Here is a 12,591-nt window from a genome sequence, read left to right as displayed (position 1 = left end):
GCCTGGGCCTTGCAGATTATTCGCCCGGGGTATCCTGCCCTGAGGAATCTGCTTCAGGCGGACGGCGCATATCATAATACCGGGCAGCCCACCAGACACTGCCGGTAAACAGCACGATCAGCCCCAGGATGATTGCAAACCGCCAGTCGCCGGCCTTGAAATTCAATTGGAGGACGGTCAGCACCAGTGCAACCTGAGTCCACACCAGTGTTCTTTTACGGAAAGCGGTAATATTTCCTTCCATCTTCGGCATGCCGCGGATAATCCGGTAGGCGAGAATAGCAAGAATCAGCGCAAAGATGGCTGTTCCGATTAACTCTGAGGTGGAAAACGCATTCATTATCTCGAAATCCTTTCGGTTTAACATCATGTTTCTTGTTTATTATAGCGGTCCGCAACCGTTTTACCAAGCGCGGGCCGCATTTTTGAGAATCAAAGTTCATGAAGAGGAAAGCTGCTCAGGAAGCCAGCTTGATGATCTCCTCCGCAGGCAGCGGCGGGAAGAAGTAGAAGCCCTGAATATGCGGGCAATCGTGTTTGACCAGGAACTCCAGCTGTTCGACGGTCTCGACGCCTTCTGCAATCAGATCATAGCCCAGCTGTGAGGCTACAAACACAATCGACTTGATAATCGTCTCGTCAATCGAGCTGATGCCGATGCCGGTGATGAAGGTCCGGTCAATCTTGATCTTGTTGACAGGGAAATGCTTCAGGTAATTGAGCGATGAATATTTAGTGCCGAAGTCATCGATCGAAACGATAATTCCATGGTCGCGCATCTGCTGAAGCAGCGGATAATGTTCTTCCAGCAGTGCCGTGCTTTCCGTGATCTCGAACTCCAGCACATTCGTGCCCAGCCCGTAATGATCAAGCACAGACAACAGATTCTCGATCAGGTTGCGGTTATAGAACCAGCTGTTGGAAATGTTGATGGAGGTGCGCAGCAGCGGTATGCCCATCTTTCTCCACTCGCATAGCTGCCGGCAGACCTCGCGGAGCACCCAGTCTGTCAGCTGAATCATCAGGCCGGCTTCCTCTACGGCTGCGATGAAGGTACCGGGCCCGATCAGCCCCTTCTCCGGATGGTTCCAGCGTATCAGCGCCTCCATCCCGATCATTTTGCCGGTAACGGCGTTGATCTGCGGCTGGTAATGAAGCACGAATTCCTCACGCTCCAGCGCAGAGTGCAGGTACTTGGCGATCATCGTCTTCTGTTCCAGCTTCTCGCGCAGCTCCCAGTCGAATATAAAATAATTGCGGTCCTCCTGGGATTTCGCCTGGTACATCGACATATCGGCAAATTTCAGCAGATCGTCTTTATTGAGAGAGTGTTCAGGATACAGCGAGACTCCAATGCTTGTAGACAAGCTTAGGTGGGCACCGGCAATCAGCAGGGTCTCAGAGATCTTTGCGCTGATTTGTCCGGCCAGCTGCGGAATCTCCTCCTGGGCTAGATCGGCGAATATCATGACAAACTCGTCGCCGCCGGTTCGTGCGAACAGCTTGAAGGGCAGATGGCTGTTTTTGAGCCTGCCCGCCAGTATTTTGATGACCTGATCGCCTGTAGAATGGCCGAGTGTATCATTGATTTCCTTAAACCGGTTCAGGTCGAAAAAGAATAGAGTGTAGGTCTGCATCGGATCCGCACTTTGCAGCAGGCGCTCAAATTCGTCCATGAAATACCGCCGGTTCGGAATCTCTGTCAGGCTGTCATAATGGGCCAGCTTCTCATACAGCCGCTTAGAGACCCTAAGATCGCGGGTACGGATGTTAACCACACGCTCGAGTTCAGTGTTAAACCGGCCCTGGTGCCAGAAGTAATATAGAATAAAGGCGAAAACAAGTAAAAATGCAATGTCAATCCAAAGGACGCTGCGGAACACTTCCCACTTTTTCTGCACCGGAAAAGGGATTCCCATCAGCCAGTGCTGATTATACACTTCAATGGGAGTGGTGACCTGCTCGCCTCCCATTGTTGTTTGGTTGCTGAACAACAGAGCGTGATCCTGAGTCATTACATAAACCGGGGAATCTTGAAGCTGCAGCTGCTCTGCAATGTCATCCGCCCGAACAGTAACCGAGACAATGCCGGCAAAAGTGTTTCCGTTATAAATAGCCTGCCTGATCACCATCCCGTAATCGCCCTGGGCCAGTGTCCGGGGACCATCAATGGTAATGCCGCGTGAGCGGATCGTTTCCTGAATCATCCCTGGTGAGGACAGAACAGGATCGAGCAGCAGGCTTTTATTAAGAATAGAAGTATTGCCGGTGAGCGGATAGAGATAGCGGATGATTCCGTCAGGAGCGATCATAATATTCATAACATTTTTACTTGAGTTGTTGTATGCGGTGATCAGGTACTGGTTAATAACGGTGGGCGTTGCATCAAAGCCTACCGTTTGAATAAAGGAACTTACGCCTTTGACAATCGATACTTTCTCTTCAAGGTTCGATGTGAGTGTGACTGCGTGTGAGGACAAATCGGCTTTTTCAGCCCGGTATTCCCGGTCTACCGATAAGGAGTAGTAATAGAACAGAGAGAGTTGCAGCGCGACTAAGAAGCCGAGGATGATCGTTAAAGGCTTTTTATTAATGAAAGCCATGGAGTGCCTCCGATATCAAAAAATTCAACATTATATTAGCAATTTGACCAAAAGTGGTTCCTGCCCACCGAAAAATGTCGAGATATGTCGTAGGTGTCTCTATAGCATGTCATTTTTAGCGTCATTGCGCAAGGGAAAACCTTATAGCGGGCATGAAAAAAAGAAAAACGGATAGACACATTCCGCCAAAGGGCAGCTTGTATTTATCCGTTGCTCTTGCAGTTGTTGCTTTATGGATTTTTACATAGGTTGCGTAAGCTTATTTCTTGAAAATACGCAGTGGTGCGCCGATCGGCAGGAATGTGCGTCCGAAGTGAGCGTTAAGCACAGATGCGCCGCAGCCATAGAGCGAGACGATACCGATGGCCATTTCCGAAACGGCAGCCAGCTTGTGGAAGAACTCAGCAGCAACGCCGAAAGCATCCATGGATAAGCCGAGGAACAGGAAGTCAATCAGGATAAAGATGATCAGCAGTACCCGGTTGGCTTCGACAGCCCCGAGGGTCATGAACAAGGTGAATACCAGATATCCGAGAAAAACAAATCCAAGCTGCTTAGGATCTACGCCTTCGGCAAGAACTGTACCGAATACACCGAGCTTAATCAGCCAGCTTGCACCCATACCGAACCAGAAGAAGGCATAAGCGCCAAAAGCAGTCATGCCGAACGTGTTGTTGTGTTTGGCATCCTGGATGGAAGCGAACAGCTGGGCGAAGGCTCCGAGGAAGATGGCCCAAGGAATACAGTAGCTGAGACCTGTTGTAATTTCGAGCTTTTGTGAAGAAGCGACCAAGGTGACGATAGCAAGTCCGAACAAGCCGATGGCGCTGGGGTCGGCAGTGACGATTTTGACGGATTGCGTTGTTTGCGGTTGCGCTGACATAGCAATAAAAGCCTCCAATTTTCATAAGTGTTCGCATAGGATAACAGCACCCGGAGCGGGTGCTGTTATCAGCTTGCCTATCATATCATATCGTCAAGAGCTTGCCTATAAAAGAAGTAGTCATTTTTTGGCGTTAAACAGATTATTTTGTGATAAAAAAGAAGGGATATGCCTGGCCCCGATCGGCTTGCTGATGAAGTAGCCCTGCAGCTCGTCGCTGCCGAGCCGGCGGAGGAGGTCAAATTGCTCCTGAAGCTCTATCCCTTCGGAAACCACCTTCAGTCCGAGGTTGTGGCTCAGTTCAATAATAGAGTTGACGAGTACGTCTCCTTGCGGCTCCAAGGTCATCTCGGAGATGAAGGAACGGTCGATCTTAATCACATCCACCGGGAAGCGACGAAGGTAGCTGAGGGAAGAGAAGCCTGTCCCGAAATCATCGAGGGAAATGCGGAACCCGCAGTTTCCCAGCTCCTGTAAGGATGAGAGAATATTGTCCCCTGAGACCAGCACGCTCTCCGTTATTTCCAGCTCCAGGCTGGAGCTTGGCAGCTTATACTCCTCAAGCAGCCCGAGCAGCAGCCCGCGCAGGTCTGACTGCATCAGCTGCACAGCAGAGATATTGACCGCTGCCGTCAGCTCAAGGCCGTTCTCACGGAAGCCCTGCAGGTCGGAGCAGACCTGTCTCAGCACCCAGCTGCCGATGTTTATAATGGAGCCGCTGGTTTCGGCGAGCGGGATGAACTCTGCGGGAGAGACAGGGCCGTAAGAGGGGCTGGTCCAGCGCAGCAAGGCTTCCAGCTTCGCGACCTTCAGGTTGTCTGAACTTAGAATCGGCTGGTAATGGACCTCGAATTCATCATTGTCTGCGGCGGACAGCAGCTGCTGGGACATTGTTTTTCTGCGCCGGATGCTCTCCTCCAGAGCCTCCGAGTAATGAAGGATATTGTTGCGGCCAGACTCCTTCACATGAAACATCGCCAGATCGGCCTGCTTGACCAGATAATCTGCGTCTCCGCCGTTCTCCGGATAGATGCTGACACCGATGCTTGCTGTGTTGTAGAGCAGATGCCCCTGAATACGATGCGGCAGCGAGAGGGCTTCCTGTATTTGTGACAGCTGCATCGACATACTGGCGGCATCGGGAACATCGGCCAGCAGAATTGTAAATTCGTCACCGCCTAGCCGGGACACCACATCATTCCTGCCGATTACCCTGGAGATCCGTAAGGCAATTTCTTTCAGCATGTCATCCCCGAAATCATGCCCCAGTGTATCGTTAACGGTCTTGAAATGATCCAGATCAATAAAGACCAGTACAATCTGTTTGCCGGCGCCTGAAGCGGAGGCAATCGCTTCATTGAGCCTGTTGAAAAAAAGCGAGCGGTTTGGCAGCTGGGTCAGCGGATCGAGCATCGCCTGCTGCTGCAGCTCTGCCTGAGCCTGCTGCAGGGAATCTATCATCCGGTTGAATTCATGCTCGACATCGCCGAATTCATCCCTGCCTGAACTCCTGATTCTTATGGATAAATCTTTGCTGTTGCCGATAGCACGGATATTCCTCATAAGTGAAGACATTCTTCCCAGGATGAAGCGTCTGACAAAAATAAGACTCGCTACACAAAGCAGCAGGGTGGAGGCAAAGAAGAAACGCCGGAAGTTTAGAATCGACTCCATTCCGCTCTCATAAATCTGCCGCGGATGCTTAAGGGTAATCATCACTCCGGGATCGCCGAACAGGTCGTAGATCACGGTGTGAATCGACATCATCCGGCTGGAGCCGGAGCTCATCCAGACTGGCTGGCCCCGGCTTTCGGCAATAGTGCCTGAGGTGATGCGGGTCATCTGGAGTGAGGAGGTTGTTTCGTCCCAGATACGGGTCACTTCCTCCTGCTGGAGCATTCTTCCGGCGATTGCCGTCCCGATTACAGGCTTGTCTTTGTTGTTGTTGACTATAGGAGTAAGGGTGATCAGCATGGGGCCTTCATCCAGAAGGACTACACCGGCCTTGCTGTCCTCTGCGCCCGAAAACCCCGGGAGCTTGCGGTTGATAAGATTAAATAGGGTGAGGTATTCAGATGTTAGCGGAGATACCTTGCCGGAGTCCGGATGATATTCGCCGCCATACAGCGGAAGTCCGGATGAATTCAACAGAGCGATGATATCGAAATGATTAATTTCATAGGTTACCGGGCTGAAATTTTTGTTGAGATAGACTTGGCCGGTTGGATCCGCCGGGTCAGCTGCTGCAGCTGATTCCATAAAATGATAGGTTTCATCCCAGATCGAATATTTCAGCAGGCCTGTCTTCATATTCATCAGCTCGCTCTGATAGGAAGAGACCACATCATCCAGCTTGTCCCTTAATGCTTCTTGATCCAGCTTCTCGAAACGGTTCAGCAGAATGAGGTGCAGGAGGAGATAGGTGACTCCTAATCCGAGCAGGGCTACAACACTTATGAAGATCATTATTTTTCTGCTCAGCTTCATAATGCTCCCCTTTTAGTAGTTATAGACTTTTATGGGAATTAAGTACCACCTAATCCAGTGTACCATGATCAGGTAATATTTTGCAGCGGATTTCTCTCCAAAATGTCGAATTTTGATGTATAATAGTTGTGCAATAATATTAATCACAGGAATATAGAGAAGGGGATATCTCTCGGCATGGATAAATGGAAATTATTTAAGAAGATCACACGGTTTGGAACGATTCCCGTGATGCTCATTCCGGTTGTTTTGGGAACGGTTGGGGCATATGTATGGGAAGGGAGTTTCCATCCTTTTTTGTTTGTTATCACAATTATCGGTGCAGTTGCAGCCCATTTGTTCTCGAATATGGTGAATGATTTATGGGACTTCCGAAATGGAACCGATACCGAAGCCAAGAATACGCCGGGAATGATATCGACGAATTCCGGGTTTTTATCCGGGGGGCTGATGCCGGAATCCCTATTTGCTTCATTGACGTGGGGGCTCCTCGCTGTAGCTGTGGCCTGCGGCCTGTTTCTCAGCATTTCCAGCGGCTGGGAGACACTCTGGTTCGTAGCAGCCGGCGCACTGATTGCCTATTTCTATGTCGCTCCGCCGCTTCGCTTCGGATACCGGGGCAAGGGCTACAGTGAGTTTGCGATCTTCGTCGCCTTTGGCATTATGCCTGTGCTGGGCTCTTATTTCGTGCAGACCGGTGAGTTCAGTCTGAAGCCCGTGCTGCTGTCGGTGCCTGTAGGCCTGCTTACGACCCTGCTCTTATTCAATCATCATTTCCTGCACTGGAGAGCGGACAAGCAGGCCGGAAAACGTACCCTGGTTGTAGTCTGGGGGGAACGCAGGGCGCTGGTGTTCTCGCAGATCCTGCTGCTTATCTCCTATGTATCACTGATTGTATGCGTGATGTTTGGTGTGCTGCCGGTCTATGGCCTGCTTGCGCTGCTTACCGCAGTTGCACCGGTGCATGTGTACCGCGGACTGCAGCCGCAGAATGCTTCACCGGCATACCTGCCGCTTATGGGCGCTTCTCAGCAGGCTTCTGTGCGCTGCGGTGCGATCATGGCACTGGCCTTGCTGATTCAAGGCTTAATCTAACATTTAACCGCTTAGCATATCCTAATAACTACAGAAAGAGAGCGCGATTATGGACAAGAACAAAGAAATAACCGGAGAAGTACAGCCTGTCTTAAACGGTCAAACCGTAATTGGAGATTTCCATACCATTCTGACGGAGGGGGAAGTGTGGAAGACCGGCGGATTCACGTTGCCTGACGGTTCTTTCTGGGCTTACCGTGAGCCTGAGGCTGTAGTGATTGTGCGGAACGGCTTCCTGTATGTCCGGGCACAGCTGAGCCGCCAGCATAATCATGTCCAGATTCTCGACAATGCGAAGCATATGTATTATTCGGCTAAGCCGGTAGAGGTGCCGGAAGACGGGGAGATCAGCTTCGAGCTGCAGATCCGCGCCCGTACACAGGGAACAGCGCCGGGGGATCTGTATGACGGATACGTCTCGCTGAATCTGCTCGATTTCACGACAGGTGCGGCGCTTGATTTTTTTGCCGGGAATGACAAGTATGCCAGTGTATACGGTGTGCTGCCCTTCCCTGGCGTTACGGTGCCTGAGACAGGCGGAACGAAATATTTCTGCATTTTTAAAGAGGCTGACGATTTCAAGCCGCGGGAGTTCAACACGTATAAAATCACGTATCACCGCGGCAAGGACGAAGCTGTGTTCTATGTGAACGGCCAGGAGGTGCGCCGCGAGCAGAATGTGCCGATCAAGTTTAACAGTTTCACAATTGCTCTCGGCATTATGACAGAGAAGGATCTGACTCCGGAGGGCAGCGTATCGGCACATGGACAGACGGTGATCGCCGAGTGGTCGCCGGTGACCGTAACAACCACCGCAAAATAAGGTGCATATTTGATGAATAAGGGTGATTTGCGGTGAATGTAAGGAGCTTCCTGAGGTTTGTCGAGCTGCCGACTAAAGTGGCCAGTGTTATCCCGTTTCTGCTGGGGACGCTGTATGCCTTATACCGGTTTGAGGATTTCTATGTTCTGCGTTCAATCCTGATGTTCGTGTCCCTGCTGAGCTTCGATATGGCGACAACGGCCATTAACAACTATTACGATTTCAAAAAAGCGGCCAAGAAGCATGGCTACGGCTATGAGACTCATAATGCGATCGTTCACTATAGGCTGAAAGAGAGCACAGTGGTAGCGACCATTGCAGTTCTGCTCATTCTGGCTGTCGGCGGCGGAATTGCCCTCGTCTCCCAGACCGGGCTCATTATCTTTTTGCTGGGCGGACTGTCGTTTCTGATCGGCATTCTATATTCATTCGGACCGATTCCGATCTCGCGGATGCCGCTGGGCGAACTGTTCTCGGGTCTCTTTATGGGCTTTGTGATTATCTTTATCTCCGCCTATATTCACTCGGATGAGAGCCTGGTCACACTGCTGCTGCGGGACGGCTGGATCGACCTGCATATTAACTTCGTCGAAGTTTTGTATATCTTCTGGTTCTCCGTACCGGCCATTCTGGGGATTGCGGGAATTATGCTGGCCAACAACATCTGCGACATCGAAGATGATCTGGAGAACCGCAGGTATACCCTGCCGGTCTACATCGGGCGCAAGAATGCGCTCCTTTTGTTTAGAATGCTCTATTACGTCTCTTACCTTGATCTGATTGTCCTGCTGATTATAGGTGTGAATCCGGTGCTGGTGGCGCTGCTGCTGATTACGCTGGTTCCGCTGCGCCGCAACATTTCCCTGTTCTATGAGAAGCAGGAGAAGGCTGTAACCTTTATTCTGGCGGTCAAAAACTTCGTGCTGATGAGCACGGCACGGATTGTTGTGCTGGGTGTTGCGGTTGTGCTGGGCAGCCTGAATATTTTGACCTAAATAGAGAAGCAGCGTTTTCTGTGATATGGTGTCAATAGATCTAATGACAATCCTATATAAGGAAGGTGTACATCTATGACGCAGAAACTTCGGTGGGGAATTATCGGATGTGCCCAGATTGCAACGGGTTCCGTCATGCCCGCAATTCAGGAATCGCAAACTGGTATTATCGCAGCGGTGGCGAGCCGGGGACTTGAAAAAAGCAGTGCTGTAGCCGCGGAGTTTGGCATCGGGAAGGCTTACGGCAGCTATGAGGAGCTGCTGGCCGATGAAGAGATTGACGCGGTCTATATTCCGCTTCCGAATCATCTTCACCGGGAGTGGGTGATCCGCGCAGCGGAGGCGGGCAAGCATGTGCTCTGCGAAAAGCCGATTGCCCTGAACAGCGCTGAAGCCGCGGAGATGGTGGAGGCCTGCCGCAAAGCGGGTGTGCATTTGGCAGAAGCTTATATGTACCGGCATCATCCGCGGATTGCCGAGCTGCGGGAGATCGTATCGCGGGGGGATATAGGTGAGCTGCGGTCGATCCGCGGAACATTCACTTATAATGATGCCGGAGATACCTCGAATATCCGCTTCAAGTCGGCATGGGGCGGAGGCTCGCTGTACGATGTCGGCTGCTATCCGCTCAGCGCGGCGCGCCTGCTGTATGGTGCCGAACCGGAAGCGGTGACGGTGCAGGCGATTTTCTCACCGGAGCATGACAATGTAGATATGATGGCCTCGGGCCTGGTTGAATTTCCCGGAGGCGTGAGCCTGATCTTTGATTGCGGCATGTGGGCCTATAACCGCCAGCTGCTGGAGGTCCTCGGCACAGAGGGGCGGATTGAGATTCCGATGCCGTTCAATGCCAGATTCGAAGACGCCGAGTTCTACGTGCATACCGGTGGAGAAGTGAGCCGGTTTGCGGCTACCGGTGCCAATCCGTATGTCCGCCAGGCCGATGATTTTGCCGCTGCCGTCTTTGGGGGCAAGCCTCTTGTTGCCGATGATGACCCGGTGCGGAGTATGAAATTAATTGAAGCCTGTCTTGAATCTGCCCGGCGGCGCGAGCGGATCAGCCTGCTGTAGGATATGGGTAACACCAAAACGACCATGCCCGCTCTTGAAGCGGTCATGGTCGTTTTGGTTATTGAGCGGCTCACACTGGACTGAGCAGAACTTCGTCCTCGTCTTCACCGCGGTTAAAGGCCTCACGGTCAAATTCGCCTTCCGAATTCGCCACAAGAAGAGCGGTAACAGCGGTTCCGGTAGCATTGACCGCCGTACGGCCCATATCAATCAGTGCTTCTACGCCGGCAACGATAGCGATGCCTTCAAGCGGCAGTCCAAGCGCAGTAAGTACGACGGTGGTAGAGATTACAGCCGGCCCCGGTACACCGGCAACACCTATTGAAGAGATGATGCTGACCAGCACCAGTGTTACATAGTCTGTTCCCGTCAGATGAATGCCGAACACCTGGGCTGTAAACACCGTTACGATGGCAGGCCATACACCGCCGCAGCCGTTAAAGTTCACGGAAGCGCCGAGCGGAGCAACAAAGCTGGCTATGCGCGGAGAGACATGCAGGCGTTTGGTAATAACCTCAAGATTCACCGGAAGTGTAGCGTAGCTGCTTCTGGTTGTGAAGGCAACTGTGATAGTCGGATAGATCTTACGGAAGAAGCGTAAAGGGTTGACCTTAACCACCAGCAGCACCAGCCCGCCGAATACGAGCACGAAATGCAGGATAAGTGCTACATACGAAGTAATGATGACGCTGCCAAGCTCCTGCAGGGTTTCCCAGCCATAACGAGCGGTTATTCCCGCTATTAGTGCGAACACACCATAGGGAGTCAGCCGGATAACAAACTTTACGACCTGATGCAGAATCGCGGTCAATGATTCGATGAGGTCACGCACAGGTTTGACAACCTCGGGTTTTTTGGAGCCAACTTTAATAATGGCAACCGCAAGGAAAATCGCGAAAATAAGCAAAGGTACAACCTTGCCGGTTGCAGCCTCATTGACGGGATTGGAAGGTACGAGATCCAGGATAACCTCTGAGAAGGTGGGGATTTCCCGGGCGGTAAAGCCTTCCGGCACAGCTTGCTGAATGCCTTTTCCGGGATTAAACAGCAGTGCTACGGACAACCCGATGATGGAGGCAATACCGGTTGTTCCGAGGAACCAGGCGAAGGTTTTTATCCCGATTTTACGCAGATACTCCAGGTTGGTTAAGGAGGAAATGCTGTTGAGGACCAGTATGAATACCAACGGAACGACGAGCATCCGGATCAGGCTGACATAAATGCTTCCTAACGTAGTAATGGCACTTGTTTCAAATTCGAAGTATTGAAAGAAAATACCGGCGATCAGGCCGATTACCAGCCCGATAATGACCCGGGTACCGAAGCCGATGCGTTTGCGAGCTAAGAGAAAAAGTACTGCGAATACAAAGATTGAGACTATGAGGCCATACCAATTCGTCTCAAAAGCTGCCAGTAAATTGTTATCAATATCTTTCATTTGTTGTCCAAGCCCCCTAAACCAACTTTTTTGATGTGAATAATGAGATCAATGTATAGAGTATTTTTATGATTGTCAATGTAATATTATGTAAGAATTCTTTAATTCCGATAATACTCATCAGAAAAATAAAATTTTAATTGACAAGGGATGGCAGCATGAATAATATGGAACTTAATTGCAAGCGATTTGAATCCACTGGACCACCGGAGATTCAGCATTTGACGCGGGAATATGCGTCCTTTGTTGGATCTTTTTTTATTGGGAAGAAAGGGAGGACTGCTGTATTTATGCACTTTGTTTGCTATAAGAAGCTGTGAGTCGACTGGACCGCCAGAGATTCAGCAGGAACGCGGGAGCGTGCCTTGCCTGAATCTTATTTTGTTTTCTGTAGGAAAAACTCATAGAGAAAAGGATGGTTAAACTCATGAAAAAACTAACTATTGCTATCATCGCGGGAGCCGTAGTGTTCTCCGCACTAACCTTTGTGGCGGTATCCTCCAAAGAAAAGACCTCGGCCGCAGCACCTGCTGAGGCAGCTGCCGCAGTAGCCGCTGCTGCTCCGGCTGAAAGCCAGCCACAGACTACGGCTGCACCGGCGCCGGCGGAGAGCAGCCAGCCGGAAACGGCTGCGGCTGTAACTGAAGCTGCCCAGCCGCAGGCATCGGCTCCGGCAGCAGCTCCGGCTCCGGCAGCTGTTCAGACTGTGGCGGCGGCAGCAACCGCTGCGCCGGTTACAGGCTCAGCTAAGCAGGCGGCCCAAACTGCCCCGCCGCAGGTAACTGCCGCACCAGCAGCTAAGGAACAGCCGGCTCCGGCAGCAGCAACCGCTGCACCTACAGCTAAACCTAAGAGTGCTTCAACTGCAGCAGCAACGGCAGTGCCTAGCCATAAAGTAACGGTGCAAGCTGCCAAACCTGCGGCAACGGCTGCTCCAACCGCAGCAGCAGCAACTGCAGCGACGGCTGCTCCGTCCAAATCCATTACCTTCTCTACCACAGAAGTGGTCAAGGCGAAGGCCACGTCCGCCCCTGTGGCTGCGGAATCCCCTTCGGACACGGCCAGCGCATCTGCGGCATCAGTAAGCGCACCCGCTCCGGCACCGGCTGCTGAACCAGCACCCGCAGCCGCGGAAGAGGTTTGCCCTTAAGCCTAAGTCAGGATTAATCCCCGGTTCGCTCAATTCCCTGCGTCAA

General features: G+C 51.6%; 10 protein-coding genes. 5 read left to right on the top strand and 5 right to left on the bottom strand.

Annotated elements, in window-relative coordinates; all coding sequences use genetic code 11:
- Window positions 1–16: 16 nt before the first annotated feature.
- From QU597_RS27275 to QU597_RS27260, 4 genes are all read right to left on the bottom strand, one after another.
- Window positions 17–340: a hypothetical protein gene (locus QU597_RS27275; RefSeq protein ID WP_310830617.1), complete on the bottom strand. Its 324-nt coding sequence runs from the start codon at window positions 338–340 to the stop codon at window positions 17–19.
- Between the two features lie 118 nt (window positions 341–458).
- The gene (locus QU597_RS27270) at window positions 459–2,603 is read right to left on the bottom strand and encodes a putative bifunctional diguanylate cyclase/phosphodiesterase (RefSeq protein WP_310830616.1); all 2,145 of its coding nucleotides are present in this window, start codon (window positions 2,601–2,603) and stop codon (window positions 459–461) included.
- Window positions 2,604–2,862: 259 nt separating this feature from the next.
- On the bottom strand, window positions 2,863–3,486 hold the full coding sequence (locus QU597_RS27265; RefSeq protein ID WP_054942365.1) for an acetate uptake transporter: 624 nt from the start codon (window positions 3,484–3,486) through the stop codon (window positions 2,863–2,865).
- A 120-nt stretch (window positions 3,487–3,606) separates the two neighbouring features.
- On the bottom strand, window positions 3,607–5,973 hold the full coding sequence (locus tag QU597_RS27260) for an EAL domain-containing protein (protein WP_310830615.1): 2,367 nt from the start codon (window positions 5,971–5,973) through the stop codon (window positions 3,607–3,609).
- A 177-nt stretch (window positions 5,974–6,150) separates the two neighbouring features.
- Between QU597_RS27260 and QU597_RS27255 the strand changes: the two genes are divergently transcribed.
- From QU597_RS27255 to QU597_RS27240, 4 genes are all read left to right on the top strand, one after another.
- Window positions 6,151–7,068 (top strand): prenyltransferase, encoded by a 918-nt coding sequence (locus QU597_RS27255; protein WP_054942363.1) that lies wholly within the window; start codon window positions 6,151–6,153, stop codon window positions 7,066–7,068.
- 49 nt (window positions 7,069–7,117) lie between these two features.
- Window positions 7,118–7,891: a DUF6081 family protein gene (locus QU597_RS27250; RefSeq protein ID WP_310830614.1), complete on the top strand. Its 774-nt coding sequence runs from the start codon at window positions 7,118–7,120 to the stop codon at window positions 7,889–7,891.
- A gap of 32 nt (window positions 7,892–7,923) precedes the next feature.
- A complete protein-coding gene (locus tag QU597_RS27245; RefSeq protein WP_310830613.1) occupies window positions 7,924–8,886 on the top strand; it encodes a prenyltransferase in 963 nt (320 codons plus the stop codon).
- A 75-nt stretch (window positions 8,887–8,961) separates the two neighbouring features.
- Window positions 8,962–9,957, top strand: a complete 996-nt coding sequence (locus QU597_RS27240) for a Gfo/Idh/MocA family protein (protein ID WP_310830612.1) — start codon at window positions 8,962–8,964, stop codon at window positions 9,955–9,957.
- A 70-nt stretch (window positions 9,958–10,027) separates the two neighbouring features.
- Here the strand turns inward: QU597_RS27240 and QU597_RS27235 are convergent, their stop codons facing one another.
- Window positions 10,028–11,395, bottom strand: coding sequence for a dicarboxylate/amino acid:cation symporter (locus QU597_RS27235; RefSeq protein ID WP_310830611.1), 1,368 nt, complete (start codon window positions 11,393–11,395; stop codon window positions 10,028–10,030).
- Window positions 11,396–11,822: 427 nt separating this feature from the next.
- On the opposite strand from QU597_RS27235, the gene QU597_RS27230 reads away from it, so the two are divergent.
- Entirely contained in the window at window positions 11,823–12,545 is a 723-nt protein-coding gene (locus tag QU597_RS27230; protein ID WP_310830610.1) for a hypothetical protein, read from the top strand.
- Window positions 12,546–12,591 lie beyond the last annotated feature (46 nt).

Source organism: Paenibacillus pedocola (genome assembly GCF_031599675.1).
Taxonomy (GTDB): Bacteria; Bacillota; Bacilli; order Paenibacillales; family Paenibacillaceae; genus Paenibacillus_AQ; species Paenibacillus_AQ pedocola.
Note: the sequence above shows the minus strand (reverse complement) of the source record. Positions and strands in the feature narration are given on the sequence as shown.

Bases quoted from the DNA above. Each gene is read 5' to 3' on its own strand.
- QU597_RS27275 (WP_310830617.1), bottom strand. From the start codon at position 340: ATGAATGCGTTTTCCACCTCAGAGTTAATCGGAACAGCCATCTTTGCG.
- QU597_RS27270 (WP_310830616.1), bottom strand. From the start codon at position 2,603: ATGGCTTTCATTAATAAAAAGCCTTTAACGATCATCCTCGGCTTCTTA.
- QU597_RS27265 (WP_054942365.1), bottom strand. From the start codon at position 3,486: ATGTCAGCGCAACCGCAAACAACGCAATCCGTCAAAATCGTCACTGCC.
- QU597_RS27260 (WP_310830615.1), bottom strand. From the start codon at position 5,973: ATGAAGCTGAGCAGAAAAATAATGATCTTCATAAGTGTTGTAGCCCTG.
- QU597_RS27255 (WP_054942363.1), top strand. From the start codon at position 6,151: ATGGATAAATGGAAATTATTTAAGAAGATCACACGGTTTGGAACGATT.
- QU597_RS27250 (WP_310830614.1), top strand. From the start codon at position 7,118: ATGGACAAGAACAAAGAAATAACCGGAGAAGTACAGCCTGTCTTAAAC.
- QU597_RS27240 (WP_310830612.1), top strand. From the start codon at position 8,962: ATGACGCAGAAACTTCGGTGGGGAATTATCGGATGTGCCCAGATTGCA.
- QU597_RS27235 (WP_310830611.1), bottom strand. From the start codon at position 11,395: ATGAAAGATATTGATAACAATTTACTGGCAGCTTTTGAGACGAATTGG.
- QU597_RS27230 (WP_310830610.1), top strand. From the start codon at position 11,823: ATGAAAAAACTAACTATTGCTATCATCGCGGGAGCCGTAGTGTTCTCC.